The 17,034-nt window shown below is 35.2% G+C and carries 18 protein-coding genes; 16 read left to right on the forward strand and 2 right to left on the reverse strand.

The features are described 5' to 3' along the window. Positions 1 to 6: 6 nt before the first annotated feature. A complete protein-coding gene (coaW, locus tag DYE31_RS04180) occupies positions 7 to 813 on the reverse strand; it encodes a type II pantothenate kinase (RefSeq protein ID WP_015900880.1) in 807 nt (268 codons plus the stop codon). A gap of 88 nt (positions 814 to 901) precedes the next feature. Between coaW and DYE31_RS04185 the strand changes: the two genes are divergently transcribed. The 4 genes from DYE31_RS04185 to DYE31_RS04200 all read left to right on the forward strand — a co-directional run bounded on the left by DYE31_RS04185 (position 902) and on the right by DYE31_RS04200 (position 4,743). Continuing rightward, positions 902 to 1,267, forward strand: coding sequence for a VOC family protein (locus DYE31_RS04185; RefSeq protein ID WP_015900879.1), 366 nt, complete (start codon positions 902 to 904; stop codon positions 1,265 to 1,267). A gap of 71 nt (positions 1,268 to 1,338) precedes the next feature. After that, complete coding sequence (locus DYE31_RS04190) at positions 1,339 to 2,199, forward strand: GNAT family N-acetyltransferase (protein ID WP_015900878.1); 861 nt, start codon at positions 1,339 to 1,341, stop codon at positions 2,197 to 2,199. A 128-nt stretch (positions 2,200 to 2,327) separates the two neighbouring features. Next, entirely contained in the window at positions 2,328 to 2,882 is a 555-nt protein-coding gene (gene rpoE, locus DYE31_RS04195) for a DNA-directed RNA polymerase subunit delta (protein ID WP_015900877.1), read from the forward strand. Between the two features lie 241 nt (positions 2,883 to 3,123). Then, positions 3,124 to 4,743 (forward strand): CTP synthase, encoded by a 1,620-nt coding sequence (locus tag DYE31_RS04200; protein WP_015900876.1) that lies wholly within the window; start codon positions 3,124 to 3,126, stop codon positions 4,741 to 4,743. A gap of 48 nt (positions 4,744 to 4,791) precedes the next feature. On the opposite strand, the gene DYE31_RS04205 is transcribed toward DYE31_RS04200, so the two are convergent. Then, positions 4,792 to 5,325: a DUF2529 family protein gene (locus tag DYE31_RS04205; RefSeq protein WP_015900875.1), complete on the reverse strand. Its 534-nt coding sequence runs from the start codon at positions 5,323 to 5,325 to the stop codon at positions 4,792 to 4,794. A 303-nt stretch (positions 5,326 to 5,628) separates the two neighbouring features. Between DYE31_RS04205 and fdaB the strand changes: the two genes are divergently transcribed. From fdaB to DYE31_RS04265, 12 genes are all read left to right on the forward strand, one after another. Then, positions 5,629 to 6,486, forward strand: a complete 858-nt coding sequence (gene fdaB / locus DYE31_RS04210) for a class IIb fructose-bisphosphate aldolase FdaB (protein WP_015900874.1) — start codon at positions 5,629 to 5,631, stop codon at positions 6,484 to 6,486. 527 nt (positions 6,487 to 7,013) lie between these two features. Next, complete coding sequence (locus tag DYE31_RS04215; protein ID WP_015900873.1) at positions 7,014 to 8,273, forward strand: UDP-N-acetylglucosamine 1-carboxyvinyltransferase; 1,260 nt, start codon at positions 7,014 to 7,016, stop codon at positions 8,271 to 8,273. A 64-nt stretch (positions 8,274 to 8,337) separates the two neighbouring features. Continuing rightward, a complete protein-coding gene (locus DYE31_RS04220; RefSeq protein ID WP_015900872.1) occupies positions 8,338 to 8,673 on the forward strand; it encodes a winged helix-turn-helix transcriptional regulator in 336 nt (111 codons plus the stop codon). Positions 8,674 to 8,797: 124 nt separating this feature from the next. After that, positions 8,798 to 10,225, forward strand: a complete 1,428-nt coding sequence (locus tag DYE31_RS04225) for an aldehyde dehydrogenase family protein (RefSeq protein ID WP_015900871.1) — start codon at positions 8,798 to 8,800, stop codon at positions 10,223 to 10,225. A 216-nt stretch (positions 10,226 to 10,441) separates the two neighbouring features. Then, the gene (gene rho / locus DYE31_RS04230; RefSeq protein ID WP_015900870.1) at positions 10,442 to 11,758 is read left to right on the forward strand and encodes a transcription termination factor Rho; all 1,317 of its coding nucleotides are present in this window, start codon (positions 10,442 to 10,444) and stop codon (positions 11,756 to 11,758) included. Positions 11,759 to 11,889: 131 nt separating this feature from the next. After that, positions 11,890 to 12,153 carry a type B 50S ribosomal protein L31 gene (locus tag DYE31_RS04235; RefSeq protein ID WP_015900869.1) on the forward strand — a complete coding sequence of 88 codons (264 nt, stop codon included), beginning with the start codon at positions 11,890 to 11,892 and terminating at the stop codon, positions 12,151 to 12,153. A 135-nt stretch (positions 12,154 to 12,288) separates the two neighbouring features. Further along, on the forward strand, positions 12,289 to 12,888 hold the full coding sequence (locus DYE31_RS04240; protein ID WP_015900868.1) for a thymidine kinase: 600 nt from the start codon (positions 12,289 to 12,291) through the stop codon (positions 12,886 to 12,888). After that, positions 12,888 to 13,964: a peptide chain release factor 1 gene (prfA, locus tag DYE31_RS04245; protein ID WP_053464695.1), complete on the forward strand. Its 1,077-nt coding sequence runs from the start codon at positions 12,888 to 12,890 to the stop codon at positions 13,962 to 13,964. Before DYE31_RS04240 ends, prfA begins: the two co-directional genes overlap by 1 nt. Continuing rightward, positions 13,954 to 14,796 (forward strand): peptide chain release factor N(5)-glutamine methyltransferase, encoded by an 843-nt coding sequence (prmC, locus tag DYE31_RS04250; protein ID WP_041613002.1) that lies wholly within the window; start codon positions 13,954 to 13,956, stop codon positions 14,794 to 14,796. The genes prfA and prmC overlap by 11 nt, the downstream gene beginning before the upstream one ends. A gap of 94 nt (positions 14,797 to 14,890) precedes the next feature. Beyond that, complete coding sequence (locus DYE31_RS04255; RefSeq protein WP_041613126.1) at positions 14,891 to 15,934, forward strand: L-threonylcarbamoyladenylate synthase; 1,044 nt, start codon at positions 14,891 to 14,893, stop codon at positions 15,932 to 15,934. Beyond that, entirely contained in the window at positions 15,931 to 16,356 is a 426-nt protein-coding gene (locus DYE31_RS04260; protein ID WP_015900864.1) for a low molecular weight protein arginine phosphatase, read from the forward strand. The genes DYE31_RS04255 and DYE31_RS04260 overlap by 4 nt, the downstream gene beginning before the upstream one ends. Positions 16,357 to 16,500: 144 nt before the next feature. Further along, the gene (locus tag DYE31_RS04265; protein WP_015900863.1) at positions 16,501 to 17,028 is read left to right on the forward strand and encodes a TIGR01440 family protein; all 528 of its coding nucleotides are present in this window, start codon (positions 16,501 to 16,503) and stop codon (positions 17,026 to 17,028) included. Positions 17,029 to 17,034: the final 6 nt, after the last annotated feature.

Raw genomic sequence — 17,034 nt, forward strand, 5'->3', positions numbered from 1 at the left:
ATTTTTTTACTCAGCCCCTAAATAGACACTACCGAGTGCACCTGAAAAGGCGCCGTGTTCGATATAGAATGGTTTGAATCCGCGTAAAACTGTATAGTCTTCTACTACTTTGCGGAGAAGCGGATTGTTATTAAATGAAGAACCGATATATACTACGTTTTCAGTATCGAATTCACGTGCTAGCGTAATCGCCATTGTTGTTACAACTTCGCCGACAACACCCATTACAGAAGCTAATTTATCAGCTGCAGATAGTTCTTTATCTAAGTTATGCAGAACATGTCCGAAGTTAGAAGCTGTTAAATCTCCAGGAATTGGAGGTTCACTGTTTTTATAAATATGTTTGACTTTCAAGTCAATAAATTCTCTATCACCTTGTTGTGCTGTATCAGTAAGTTCAGTATAGTCTGAAAGGCCAGATAACAGGTAACCTAAGCCTTGAATCATCCCACCGCCGGCACCAATACCGCCTACACGTTTTTGTGATTTACCATCAGAAAAGTGTAATGACGTACCGGTTCCGACATTCGCAAAAATATAATTATCTAAGAAATGTCCCTGTTCTTCTAATAAAACCTCAAGTCCTTTAGAAGAAGCATCAAATTCCACAAATTCTTGTGAAGGAAAGTTTAATTGACTTTGTATTAATTTAGCTTTACCACCCGTTAAAGTTACATTAGTACACGTTTGATTGTTCAACCAATCTACTACTTTATCTAAATTTGAAGAAAGTTCAGTGCGGAATGTACGTTCACCATTATTGATTTCTACAATTTTAATTAAAGTCCCGCCAGCATCAATACCGATTTTCATAAATTTCACCTCATAAGTATGTATATCTCATAATCATTAATAGTATAATCAAATGGAAAAGAAAAAACAAAGTTAAGGGGGATAAATAATGCAATTAAGTCCTTATATTATCGTAAATGATGTTAAAAAAGCAGCTGATTTTTATAATTCCATATTTGGTGGAGAAATTATCATACTCAATCAGCAAAAAGATAAAATTTTGCATGCTGAAGTTCAAATCAATGAAAGCACTGTTATACATCTATCGAGTAACTATGGAAAACCATTCAGTAATGATAACGTAAATTTAATTCTGACTTTTGATAATTTAGAAGAAGAGCAACGTGTGTATCATGCTTTAAGTGATAATGGGGATCCGCATATGCCGCTTGCTAAAACATTCTTTAATTCGATGCACGGCCAAGTTAAAGATCAGTTTGGTATTAACTGGCTGATGAACTGTTTCTTAAAATGAAAATAGGGTACTTTCAACACAAACAGATTAACGAATGTGAAGACTAAAAGAAATGACTAGGGGATAATTAAATGAAACACAGAAAACAATATGACGATATTACCATCCAGCCATACGAACAAAAGTATTATCATAATGTTTTAGAATTTGAACTATCAGAACGCCAACAAATATATTCATCTCTACCCATACAAGTGTTGGAAGATGCTTTAGAGGATGAGGACCGTATTGCGAATATCGCAATTAATAAAGATAAAGAAGTGATTGGTTTTTTTGTCTTACACCAATATTATCAACATGAAGGGTATGATACACCTGAAAATGTAGTGTATATTCGTTCATTATCAGTTAATGAAAAATTCCAAGGAAATGGATATGGTACTAAAATTATGATGAACCTTCCAGATTATGTGCAATCACTTTATAGCGATTTCAATCATCTCTATTTAGTTGTAGATGCAGAAAATCAGGCCGCTTGGAATGTATATGAACGCGCAGGTTTTATGCATGCAGCTACGAAAGAAGAAGGGCCGATCGGAAAAGAACGTCTTTATTATTTAGATTTAGATTCAAAGTATGTATCATCCTTAAAACTGATTGCGCCAGAAGCGCAACCTGATAAGGAAATAGATACTGTGAATCTTGTTCTTGATGGTGAAAAAGTAGGTTTTATTGCTTTGCAAGCAACAAATAGCAGAATGCATATACGTGGTATAGAGGTGTACGAACAATTTCGTAATCAAGGTATTGCTGAAAGTGCATTGCGTCAGCTTGCAACATATGTAAGAAAAAATTATCCTACGATTAATGCATTAGATATTATTCTATTTGGAGAACATAATGAGTTGAAGCCGTTATGCATGAATAGTAATTTTGTCGAAACACTCCAAACGAACGACTATGTGAAATATGAAAAATATATTGTCTATTAAGAGAAAGTAATGCAATGCCATTGCGAAAAGCGATATTGTCATTTATAATTTAATTTTGTTAACATGGATATCAAGAAATTTTATGAATAGACTGATAAAGAAAGCCTTTGAAAGGAAGTTATTAAATAATGAAAATTCAAGACTACACAAAAGAAATGGTAGACGAAAAATCATTTATCGATATGGCTCATACGTTATTAGAAGAAAAAGGCACTACAATGAACTTGTATGATATTATTGATGAATTTAAAGCATTAGGTCATTATGAAGATGATGAACATTTAGAAAACCGTATTGTTCAATTCTATACTGACTTAAATACTGATGGCCGCTTCCTTAATGTTGGAGAAAACAACTGGGGATTACGTGATTGGTATTCAGTAGACGATATTGAAGAAAAAATCGCACCGACAATCCAAAAATTCGACATCTTAGATGAAGATGACGAAGAAGATAAAAATCTTAAACTTCTTGGTGAAGAAGAGGAAGAAATCGATGACCAAGAAACAGCAGAAGCAGATGCTGAAGACGACGATGAAGATTTAGATGATCCTCAAGACGAAGAGGAAATCAACGATTCTGATATCGTTATCGAAGAAGACAAAGATGAAATGGATGAAGCGGAACAATTATTCGAAGAAGAAGAAGACTTCAACGATGATCCGGACGACGATAAAATTTAATTGACTTTTTCTGTAAAAATGATAAAATTTTATTCGGGCTCCTTTAATTAGGACAACGTGTATAAACCATACGCTCCCCCTTTACATGTGATGTGAGAGGGAGCGTTTTTTAATTTTTTTAAACAGGTGAATCAGCAATTAAGACAGAAATATCGGATAGGTATTGTCTTAAGATAAAAAGAAGCATAGACAAATATATAAGTAAATTAATTTGTGATTAATAGTAGGAGGATATAAAAACATGACTAAGTTCATTTTTGTAACTGGTGGGGTTGTTTCCTCATTAGGTAAAGGGATTACTGCAGCGTCTTTAGGCAGATTATTAAAAGACAGAGGTCTTTCTGTCACTATTCAAAAATTCGACCCATATTTGAATGTGGATCCAGGTACAATGAGTCCTTATCAACACGGTGAAGTTTTCGTAACAGATGATGGCGCGGAAACAGATTTAGACTTAGGCCACTATGAACGTTTTATCGATATTAACTTAAATAAATATTCAAACGTTACAGCAGGGAAAGTTTATTCTCATGTATTGAAAAAAGAACGTCGCGGCGACTACTTAGGTGGTACTGTTCAAGTAATTCCGCACATTACAAATGAAATCAAAGAACGTTTATTATTAGCAGGTGAAAGTACAAATGCTGATGTTGTTATTACTGAAATCGGCGGTACAACTGGTGACATTGAATCTTTACCATTTATTGAAGCCATTCGCCAAATTCGCAGTGACTTAAGTCGAGAAAATGTAATGTATATCCATTGTACGTTGTTGCCATTTATTAAAGCAGCAGGTGAAATGAAAACAAAACCTACACAACACAGTGTTAAAGAATTACGTGGTTTAGGTATTCAACCAGACTTAATCGTTGTCAGAACTGAATATGAAATGACACAAGATTTAAAAGATAAAATTGCGTTATTCTGTGATATTCCAGAACAAAATGTAATTGAATGCCGTGATGCAGAATCACTTTACGAAATTCCATTACAATTAAGCAAACAACATATGGATGACCTGGTTATTAAACGTTTAGATTTAAACGCAAAATATGATACACAATTAGATGAATGGAAACATTTATTAGATGTTGTAAATCATCTTGATGGTGAAATTACAATTGGCCTAGTCGGTAAATATGTAAGCTTGCAGGATGCTTATTTATCAGTGGTTGAAGCATTGAAACATGCAGGATACCCGCTTCACAAAGACATCAACGTCAAATGGATCGATTCAAGTGAAGTGACAGATGAAAACGCTGCAGAATTCTTGAAAGACGTAGATGGTATTTTAGTACCAGGCGGTTTCGGATACCGTGCAAGTGAAGGTAAAATTTCAGCTATCCGATATGCACGTGAAAACAATGTACCTTACTTCGGTATTTGTTTAGGTATGCAATTAGCAACAGTAGAATTTGCGCGTAATGTACTTGGTTTAGAAGGTGCACATTCAGCTGAACTTGATCCAGAAACACCGTATCCAGTGATTGACTTGCTTCCTGAGCAAAAAGACATTGAAGATCTAGGCGGTACTTTACGTTTAGGTTTATATCCAAGTGAAGTTAAAGAAGGCACATTGGCATATGATATTTACGGTAAAAAAGAAATCGAAGAAAGACATCGTCACCGTTATGAATTCAACAATGACTATCGTGAACAAATGGAAGACAACGGATTGGTATTCTCAGGTGTCAGCCCAGACGGCCGCCGTATTGAAATGGTTGAATTACCGAAAAATGATTTCTTCTTTGCATGTCAATTCCATCCAGAATTCTTATCACGTCCAAATCGTCCGCAACCAATTTTCAAAGCCTTTATCGAAGCAGCTAATAAATACAAAGAAGCTAAAGAAAATAAATAATTAGACATATAAAAACGCATCTCCATTCAAAATAGGAGATGCGTTTATTTATGCATTTGGATCTAAGTCTAAGTCACGTATCATTTCAATCATTTGAGTATAAATCTCATAATAGATATAACTCAATGCCATTGGATGAGGTTGAACGACTTTGTCATAATCCTCTGTATAGACAATAGGACGAGGAGTATTTAAGTTAATATAATGCAATAAATGATCTGGGATTTCTACTTCTTTATTTTTATTGCAAATCAATACGAAATCAACATCTAAATCAATCAGAGCCTGTGTATCATGTTGCACTGCTTCAGTGTAAAAAGGTGCAAACAGCAATACACGATCTGTAGTATCTAGGTCATTAAAATTATCTAAGTCAGATAATAAACGACTCGATTCTAATTTTTCATGACTTTGTGTTATATAGGTTTCGAAAAATTTTAAATCATCATATCCTCTGACATAGACATTTCCTTCGCCGCCGATTGCTTGAATTAAACATTGAGCTGCCATTTGTATGTCTAAAGCTTGATTGTTGATACGATTGAAAATACCAGTAAGTTGGGTTTGTAGTATATTTGCCATGAGTTCCTCCACTATTTAATCTCTCCATTATATTTTAAAGTAGAAAATAATGTAATTCAATCTTCTGAATGATGTATAATCACCTAGAAATTTGGGGTAGTGTATTACAACACATTGCTTTAAAAAGAGTAATGGTTTGAAAGTGAAAGCGATATAAAAATTGAATACGTTTTCATTTGAAAATTCACACAAATTTATCAATTAAAACCGCTTACATTGTTTTTTGCAATGCATTTAAGGGGTTATTTTGATATACTTAAAGTGTAAAAATCACGTGCGCGACGCACTCAAGGAGGAACTTTCATGCCTTTAGTTTCAATGAAAGAAATGTTAATCGATGCGAAAGAAAAAGGTTATGCTGTTGGTCAATATAACCTGAACAACCTAGAATTCACTCAAGCAATTCTAGAAGCTTCACAAGAACAAAATGCACCAGTTATCTTAGGTGTATCAGAAGGTGCAGCTCGTTATATGAGCGGTTTCTACACTGTAGTAAAAATGGTTGAAGGATTATTACACGACCTTAAAATTACAGTACCAGTTGCAATTCACTTAGATCACGGTTCAAGCTTCGAAAAATGTAAAGAAGCAATTGATGCTGGTTTCACATCAGTAATGATTGATGCTTCTCACAGCCCATTTGAAGAAAACATCGAAACTACTAAAAAAGTAGTTGAATATGCTCATGAACGCGGTGTTTCTGTAGAAGCTGAATTAGGTACTGTAGGTGGACAAGAAGACGACGTTGTAGCTGACGGCGTTATTTATGCAGATCCTAAAGAGTGTCAAGAATTGGTTGAAAAAACTGGAATCGATACATTAGCTCCAGCATTAGGTTCTGTTCACGGTCCTTACAAAGGTGAACCAAACTTAGGTTTCAAAGAAATGGAAGAAATCGGAGAATCAACTGGTTTACCATTAGTATTACATGGTGGTACTGGTATCCCAACTAAAGATATCCAAAAATCTATTTCTTTAGGTACAGCTAAAATCAATGTTAATACTGAAAACCAAATTGCTTCTGCTAAAGCAGTTCGTGAAGTGTTAAACAACGATAAAGAAGTTTACGATCCTCGTAAATATTTAGGACCAGCTCGTGAAGCTATCAAAGCTACTGTAACTGGCAAAATTAAAGAGTTTGGTACTTCTAACCGCGCTTAATCAACTTAGGCATTTTAATCAAGAGAGCATCTTTAGAAGGTGCTCTTTTTTCGTGCGTCGCAATAAGGAAGATTAAAAAGGTTGAAGTACTGCTATAAAAATATAAAATACAATTAGAGTAATTTCGCAACCAAATTACAATTGTTTTCTAGTGAAATAATTTTACAGTTCTAATGTGCTTTATGCTATAATGTCTAAAGTGATTTAAGCAATAAACTACGAGAATTTATATGTATGTTCAAACCTAAATATCATAAGGTACATAATTTATATTGAAGAAAACTTTTAATATAAATTATATGAGATAGTTTTATCACGGAAACTAATATTTTTACGAAGTGATAATACTATAACTCATATTTTTATATTATAATCAAATAGAGCGATTACAAATAGAAACTATCGGATTGAATAAATCGGAAAATGACCAATAGAAAAGTCATTGAAGGTGGGGTAAGTGTTTATTATTTTTGATAACCACTTGTAAAAAGAAGGATTAAAGATTGAATGAAAAAGGAGAACAAAGGATGGCTCAAGAAGTAATAAAAATCAGAGGCGGGCAGCCATTAAATGGAAAAATTAAAATCAACGGTGCTAAAAATAGTGCGGTTGCTATTATTCCTGCAGCATTATTAGCAGAAGATGTTGTGACATTGGAAGGTCTGCCGCAAATCTCAGATGTTGAAACATTGGTAAGTTTATTAGGAGATTTAAATATTAAAACTGACTTGGATCATACAAATTTGACTGTAGATCCTACAGAAATTAAAAATGCTTCCTTACCAAATCACAAAGTAGAGTCATTGAGAGCGTCATATTATATGATGGGTGCAATGCTTGGACGTTTTAAAAAATGTGTGATTGGTTTGCCGGGCGGTTGTCCATTAGGACCAAGACCAATTGATCAACATATCAAAGGGTTTAAAGCGTTAGGTGCTAAAATCGATGAATCAAGCCCGACTTCTATGAAGATTGAAGCAGACGAATTAAAAGGTGCAAATATCTTCTTAGATATGGTAAGTGTTGGTGCAACAATCAATATTATGCTGGCTGCAGTAAGAGCAGAAGGTCAGACTGTGATTGAAAATGCTGCGAAAGAACCTGAAGTTGTGGATGTTGCTACGTTCTTAACAGGAATGGGTGCCAAAATTAAAGGTGCAGGTACGAGCACAATCAAAATTACTGGTGTACAGCATTTACATGGTGTTTCTCATCAAATTATTCCAGATCGTATTGAAGCGGGTACTTATATGTGTATGGCTGCTGCATGCGGTACTGAAGTCGAATTAGAGAATATTATTCCTAAACACATTGAACCTTTGACTGTTAAACTTCGTGAATTAGGTGCAGATGTTGAAATGAATGATGACAGCGCGATTATAAGAAGTAAGAAACCATATGAAAGCGTGAATATCAAAACATTAGTATATCCAGGTTTTGCGACGGACTTACAACAGCCTATTACACCATTATTGTTCTTAGCAGATGGACCTTCATTTGTGACAGATACAATTTATCCTGAGCGTTTTAAACATATTGATGAACTTCAAAAAATGGGCGGCAATATTCATGTAGATCAAGGAACAGCTACAATTAAACCTTCTCAATTGCATGGTGCTGCTGTATATGCAAGTGACTTGCGTGCAGGTGCTTGTTTGATGGTTGCCGGTTTGATTGCTGAAGGTGTCACTACAATTTATAATGTGAACCATATTTATAGAGGTTACACAAATATTGTGGAAAACTTAAAATCACTTGGTGCAGATATTTGGAGTGAAAAACTCTAAAATTTGTGATATACTTTGTATACTAAAACTAATCATGATTGTAAATCATGGAGAGGTGATTTAAATGGAAGTATGTCCTTATTTAGAAGAAACATTTAAAGTCATCGGCAGAAGTTGGAATGGATTAATTATTAACTATCTTTCAAGATGTCCCGAAAGTTCAGCACATTTCAGTGATATGAAAAAAGATTTGAAACCAATTACGCCACGTGCGTTAAGTTTAAAATTAACTGAATTGATGGATTGGGATTTAGTTGATAAAAATATCATTTCAAAAGCACCGCTCTCAATTGTTTATCAACTTACTGAGAAAGGCGAAGCTTTGGCTGAAGCTTTAAAACCGATGGAAGAATGGGCTCAAAAATATGTAGAACTTGAAAATAATCAAGCAGAAGTATAAATAACAAACAGTATGTTCATTATTTGAATGTACTGTTTTTTTGTTTTGAGCAGATTCGTTTAAAAATCACAAATTACGGTTAAAATATACAATATAAGTCGTATTTTCTAAGGAGTGACTATAATTGAGAATTCAAACTAAACAATATATCAATGGCGAATGGGTGGACAGTGCAAGTGGTGAAACACTTGATGTTATTAACCCAGCTAATGAAGAAGTATTAGGTAAAATTGCAAAAGGCAATAAAGAAGATGTAGATAAAGCAGTAGATGCTGCAAATGATGTTTACCTTGAATTCCGTCACAGTAGTGTAGAATTTAGAAGAGATTTATTAGATAAAATCGTACAAGAGTATAAAAATAGAAAAGATGATATTGTAGAAGCAATTACAGATGAATTAGGTTCACCGCTTGAAGTTTCTAAGAATGTGCATTACGAAATGGGTCTTGCGCACTTTACTGAGGCAAGAGATGCATTAGATAACTTCGAATTTGAAGAAAAACGCGGTGATGACTTAGTTGTGAAAGAAGCGATTGGTGTAGCAGGTTTAATTACACCTTGGAACTTCCCAACAAACCAAACATCTTTAAAATTAGCAGCTGCGTTTGCAGCAGGCTCTCCAGTTGTGTTGAAACCTTCTGAAATGACACCATTTGCTGCAATTATTTTAGCAGAAATCTTTGACAAAGTCGGCGTACCAAAAGGTGTGTTCAACTTAGTAAATGGTGATGGCGAAGGTGTCGGCAATCCATTAAGTGAAAATCCAAAAGTACGTATGATGTCATTTACTGGTTCCGGCCCGACTGGTGCTAAAATCATGAAAAAAGCTGCGGATGACTTCAAGAAAGTATCATTAGAATTAGGTGGTAAATCTCCTTATATTATTCTTGATGATTCAGATATTGATGGTGCGGCTGAAGCGGCAGTAGGTAAAGTCTATAACAATACGGGTCAAGTTTGTACAGCAGGTACACGTACAATTGTTCCTGAATCTATGAAAGATGACTTTATCAAAGCAGCTAAAGAAAAAATGAGCCAAGTTAAAGTAGGCGACCCTAGAGAAAAAGGTGTTCAAATGGGCCCTATTATCAGTAAAAAACAATTTGATCAAGTTGAAGACTATATTCAAAAAGGTATCGATGAAGGTGCTGAACTTGTATTAGGCGGTGTCGGCAAACCTGAAGGATTAGAAAAAGGTTATTTTGCTAAACCAACTATCTTTGCTAATGTGACAAATGATATGACAATTGCACAAGAAGAAATCTTCGGTCCTGTAATGTCAATTATCACTTACAAAGACTTAAATGAAGCAATTAAAATCGCAAATGACACTAAATATGGTCTTGCTGGCTATGTTTATGGTAAAGACTTGAATACTTTAAGAAAAGTAGCACGTGAAATTGAAGCAGGCACAATCGAAATCAATGAAGCTGGTCGTAAACCAGACTTACCATTCGGCGGTTATAAACAATCAGGTCTTGGCCGTGAATGGGGTGACTACGGAATTGAAGAATTCCTAGAAATTAAATCAATCGCAGGTTATTATGAATAATTAATAAATCAATTTAATAGATGTTTTAAGTTCTGAACCAGGGATTAATTCCCTGGTTTTTATTATTTTAAGAAAAATTCAACCGATGTATCAGTTAATATTATTATTTGAACAGATTGATTTTGTAATTAAAATCAAAATTTGCTATAGTAAGTCTAGTATAATTACTTGCTCACGAGTAATTAATCCGAATCTATAATGAAATGAGTGTCAATCATGACTGAAAGAGTGCGTACATCTCCTCAATATGAGTCTTTTCATGAGTTGTACAAGAACAATACAACGAAAGTTTTAACTGAAAAGGCTAAAGCGTTGAAATTAACAAATTATAGTAAATTAAATAAAAAAGAATTAGTTTTAGCCATCATGGAAGCACAGATGGAAAAAGATGGTAATTATTATATGGAAGGTATCTTAGATGATATTCAGCCGGATGGATACGGTTTTTTAAGAACAGTCAACTATTCTAAAGGTGAAAAAGATATCTATATTTCAGCCAGCCAAATTCGACGCTTTGAAATTAAACTGGGTGACAAAGTCACTGGTAAAGTAAGAAAACCTAAGGACAATGAAAAATACTATGGTTTGCTTCAAGTTGATTTCGTCAACGATCATAATGCTGAGGAAGTAAAGAAAAGACCCCACTTCCAAGCTCTAACTCCACTTTATCCCGAAGAAAGAATCAAATTAGAAACAGAACCCACTAATTATTCAACAAGAATTATGGATTTAGTTGCGCCAATCGGTTTAGGTCAACGTGGATTGATTGTAGCACCTCCAAAAGCAGGTAAAACATCATTATTAAAAGAAATTGCAAATGCAATTACAACAAATAAACCTGATGCTAAATTATTTATCCTCTTAGTAGGAGAACGTCCTGAAGAGGTTACAGACATTGAACGCTCAAGCGAAGATGCTGAAGTAGTACACTCAACATTTGATGAACCGCCGCAACACCATGTTAAAGTTGCTGAATTACTATTAGAACGTGCGAAACGTTTAGTTGAAATTGGTGAGGATGTCATTATTTTAATGGATTCTATTACACGTTTAGCACGTGCTTATAACTTAGTCATTCCACCAAGTGGTCGTACATTATCAGGCGGTTTAGATCCTGCTTCACTGTACAAACCTAAAAACTTTTTCGGTGCTGCTAGAAATATTGAAGCTGGCGGAAGCTTGACTATTCTTGCTACAGCGTTGGTAGATACAGGTTCTAGAATGGACGATGTCATTTATGAAGAGTTTAAAGGTACGGGTAACATGGAATTGCACCTTGACCGAAAACTTTCTGAACGCCGTATTTTCCCAGCAATTGATATCGCTAGAAGTTCTACACGTAAAGAAGAATTATTGGTGGATAAAAAAGAATTAGACAGTCTATGGCAATTACGTAATATGTTCCGTGATACAACTGACTTTACTGAACGTTTTATTCGTAAATTGAAAAAATCAAAAACAAACAAAGAGTTTTTCGAACAATTACAGGATGCAGCTATAGAAAGTAAGAAAACAGGCAAGCCGATTATCTAATAATTTCTTTTAGAAGAATTTGAGAATGGGTTGCAATTTATACTGCTACCAATTATAATTACTAAGTATTGGGTAAAAACTCACAAATAACTCTGTTCCAGATGGTTCAGGGCAAAGGAGCTGAAATAATAATGAGACAAGGAATTCATCCTGAATACCACAAAGTTATTTTCTTAGATACAACAACTAACTTTAAATTTTTAAGTGGTTCAACTAAAACATCATCAGAAACTATGGAATGGGAAGACGGTAACGAATATCCAGTAATTCGTTTAGATATCTCTTCTGATTCACATCCATTCTACACTGGTCGTCAAAAATTCGCTGCTGCGGATGGCCGTGTTGAACGTTTCAACAAAAAATTTGGTCTTAAATCATCAAATGATAACGAATAATTTAGAATTTCGAAACTCCCGCTTTGGCGGGAGTTTTTTTATTTTGTCTCATTTAAGTTGAAATTAGGTACGCTATCAAAATTAAAAATATGATATAATGAGATGATTTTGATTTGAAAAGGAAGGAAAAGCATAATGTACGAAACTTATCATTCCGGATGGATTGAATGTATCACAGGCAGTATGTTCAGCGGAAAATCTGAAGAACTGATTCGCAGATTAAAGCGGGGCATTTTTGCGAAACAAAAAGTGGTAGTATTCAAACCTACAATAGACGATCGTTACCATAAAGAAAAAGTGGTATCTCATAATGGCAATGCAATTGAAGCAATCAATATCCAAAAAGCTGAAGAGATTCTAGAACATGACTTAACTCAAGTAGATGTTATTGGAATTGATGAAGTTCAATTTTTTGAAAATAAAATCGTAGAAATTGCTCAAGATTTAGCAGAACAAGGCCACCGTGTCATTGTTGCAGGACTAGACATGGATTTTAAAGGCAGACCTTTTGAACCTATGCCGCAACTTTTGGCAGTGAGTGAACTTGTTACAAAGCTCCAAGCAGTTTGTGCTGTATGCGGTGCACCGGCCAGCAGAACACAGCGTCTTATTAATGGCAGACCTGCAAAAGCTGATGACCCTGTTATTATGGTTGGAGCAGATGAGAGTTATGAACCAAGATGCCGAGCGCACCATATTGTAGCGCCGAGTGAATCTGAGAAGGAGGAATTGTGATGTTTGACCAGTTAGATATTGTTGAAGAACGTTATGAACAATTAAATGAATTACTAAGTGATCCAGATGTAGTGAGTGATTCGAATAAACTTCGTGAATATTCTAAAGAACAATCTGATTTACAAAAGACTGTAGATGTTTATCGTCAATATAAACAAAACAAAGAAGATATTGATGAAATCGTAGAAATGCTGTCTGAAACATCAGATAAAGAAGAAGTAGATATGTTGAAAGCTGACATGAATGAACTCAAAGATACATTGCCAGGTTTAGAGGAAGAGTTGAAAATGCTGCTTATCCCTAAAGACCCTAATGATGACAAAAACGTTGTGGTTGAAATCAGAGCGGCTGCCGGCGGTGACGAAGCTGCTATCTTTGCTGGAGATTTATATCGTATGTACACACGTTTCAGTGAAGGACTTGGTTATAAAACAGAAGTGATTGAAATGAACGATAGCGACCATGGCGGATTTAAAGAGATCAGTTTCACAATTAATGGACAAGGTGCTTATTCTAAATTGAAATATGAAAACGGAGCTCACCGTGTGCAACGTGTGCCAGAAACTGAATCTGGCGGCCGTATTCATACTTCTACAGCAACAGTTGCTGTATTGCCTGAAGCAGAAGACGTAGAAGTGGATATTAAAGATGCAGATTTAAAAATCGAAACATATCGTTCAAGTGGTGCCGGTGGACAGCACGTCAATACAACTGACTCAGCTGTACGTATTACCCACTTGCCGACTGGTATTATTGCGACTTCTTCTGAAAAATCTCAAATTCAAAACCGTGAAAAAGCTTTAAAAGTATTAAAAGCACGTGTTTATGATATGAAATTGCAAGAAGAACAAGAAAAATATGATTCAGAACGTAAATCTGCAGTAGGTACTGGAGATCGTTCAGAACGTATTCGTACGTATAACTATCCTCAAAACCGTGTAACAGATCACCGTATCGGTTTAACAATTCAAAAGCTTGATCAAATTGTTGAAGGTAAATTAGATGAAATCATTGATGCTTTAACAATGTCTGAACAAACTGAGAAATTGAAAGAATTGAATAACGTTGACCTATAGGGAAGCTGTGCGGAAAGCTTCAGAAGAAGCAGTTGCCAAGGGCTTTGAGCCTAAACGTGCAGAATGGCTGCTGATGGATTTATTCGACTGGTCATTTACAGATTATGTCATGAAAAGAGAAGAAAAGGTTTCAGATGATGAGTTGAAACGTTTTAATGATGCTGTGGACCGTATGCTTTCAGGCGAACCGATTCAATACATTACAGGATTTCAAACTTTTTTAGGCGAGAAATTCACTGTAGATTATCGTTGTTTGATTCCGCGCCCTGAAACAGAAGAAGTATTGATGCATTTTATAGAACGTTGTCAACAAGGTGATGTTGTAGCAGATATCGGAACAGGAAGCGGTATTATAGCTGTGATGTTGAAACAATTACGTCCTGATTTGAAAGTATATGCCACAGATTTGTACGATGGACCTTTACAAATAGCTCAACAAAATGCAGATGCACACCATACAGAAATTACTTTTTTAAAAGGCAATGCTTTAGAGCCGTTAGTTGAAAACAATATTCGTTTAGATGGACTGATTTCAAATCCGCCTTATATTGATTTTGCAGATGCTTCAGAAATGACAGAAACAGTTTTAGATTATGAACCGCATCAAGCATTGTTTGCGGAAAATCATGGCTTAGCGATTTATGCTGCTATCATTGAACAGCTCCCATTCGTAATGCAGAACGGGGCAATCGTAGTATTTGAAATCGGTTTTGAACAAGGGCCGACATTGAAAAGAATGATAGAAGAAAAATATCCTCATATTGAGGTTGAGGTAATTGCAGATATCAACGGTAATGATCGTATCGTATCATTTCAATGGAAATCTGTATAAAAAGTTATGGAGAGTTGGGAATGTTATTAAATTCCTGATTCTCGCATAACTTTTTCTTTTGCTTTAAAATAATGATGAAAGGACGTGTCATATGATGCAGACAAAAATATGGGATTTACGCGGAGAGGTTGATTCACCGAATGCAAAAGCAGCAATAGAAGAAATTGCTGAAGTATATCGTGAAGGCGAGTTAGTCGCAATCCCGACAGAAACAGTCTATGGATTAGGTGCTAATGCTAAAGATGATGCAACTGTTAAAAAAATCTATGAAGCAAAAGGCCGTCCGTCAGATAATCCATTAATTGTACATATTTATGATGAAGCGCAAATGGATGATTTTATTACTGAGATTCCTGAAAAAGCTCAACAATTGATGGATGTGTTTTGGCCAGGACCTATTTCATTTATTTTGCCACTAAAAGAAGGATTTTTATGCAAAAGAGTGTCGGGCGGTTTATCGTCTATTGCTGTCAGAATGCCGAGTCATCCGGTTGGACGTGCTATTTTGAAGGCAGTACGATTGCCGATTGCAGCACCAAGCGCAAATTTAAGCGGGCGCCCATCACCAACAACATTTGAACATGTTAATCATGATTTGAATGGCAAAGTAGCAGGTATTGTCAATGGCGACCAAAGTGAAGAGGGTTTGGAAAGTACAGTGTTGGATTGTACGCAGTACCCATTCAGAATAGCACGTCCGGGTGCCATTACAGCTGAAATGATTGAACAAGTGATTCCTGGAAGTATAGATACTGACTCTGTGTTAAATACAGACAAACCAATTGCACCTGGTATGAAATATAAACACTATTCTCCGGATACACCAGTAGCGATGCTGACAAATTTAAATACAGCAATTACATCTCAGAATAATTGGGAAAGTACTTTGTTTGCTGTACCGGCTACGTTAAGAAAATATATTCCTGAAAATGCTGTATACCGAGAATTAAGTGTAGATGAAACAGATTTAAAAAATGCCAATCATAATTTGTATCAAATACTGCATGAATTAGATACAGATACAAATATCGAACAAGGTTATATATTCAAATTTGATAAAACGGATGAAAGCAATGCATTTCTTAATCGTTTAGAAAAAGCAACTGGAAATCAAATAGTAGGAGCAGAACAGTTATGAAAATAATTTTTGTCTGTACAGGCAATACATGCCGCAGTCCAATGGCAGAAAGTATTGCAAAAAAACTTTTGCCTGAACATACAATTGAATCACGCGGTTTATTTGCAATGGATGGACAAGCAACTTCTATCTATACAGAAGAAATTTTAGAACAAGAAAATTTTGATGCTCCAACATTGGCACAACAATGGCGTGATACAGATACTGATGCAGATTTAATTTTGACAATGACAACAAGTCATAAGCAGCAACTTGAAATGATGTATCCGGAAACATTACCTATTTATACGTTATATGAATATGCTGAACAAGACGGCGAAGTTTCAGATCCTATCGGCGGTAATTATTCAGATTACCAAAATGTGTATAAGGAATTGTATTATTTAATCACAGAATTGAAACATCGTATCGAGTTTCTATGAATAATTAGTATAAGTTAAGGTACAAATGCGTTATAATATTCCCATAAAGCATCGTTTGCTTATATTAGAAATAAGTTAGTAAGAAAAGTTGATTTTTTTAGGAACTTATTTCAATGTCATCAAAAAACAAAGGGGTGGAATTAAATGGAAAATTTGGAGTTATTGCTAGATGAATTGAAAGAACAAGATTTCTTTAAAGCTGGTGAAATTTGTGTAATCGGCTGCTCTACATCTGAAGTGATCGGGGAAAGAATCGGTTCTGTAGGTTCAATTGATGTTGCACAGCAAATCTTTGACGCTTTAATGAAAGTAAGTAATGAGACAGGCGTTATTTTCGCATTCCAAGGATGTGAGCACATTAATAGGGCAATTACGATCGAACGCGAACATTTCAATCCACTTACAATGGAAGAGGTAACAGTTGTACCTGCTGTACATGCTGGAGGCAGTATGTCTACTTATGCTTATCGGCATATGAAAAATCCGATGGTAGTTGAAGAAATTACAGCTGCATGCGGAATTGATATTGGACAAACTATGATTGGTATGCATATTAAACACGTTGCTATACCAATTCGTACTTCAGTAAAAACAGTAGGGGATGCAATTGTCACGATTGCTTCTTCCAGACCGAAATTGATTGGCGGCGAACGTGCTCATTATACTTTATAACTAATC

Source organism: Staphylococcus carnosus, assembly GCF_900458435.1.
Taxonomy (GTDB): domain Bacteria; phylum Bacillota; class Bacilli; order Staphylococcales; family Staphylococcaceae; genus Staphylococcus; species Staphylococcus carnosus.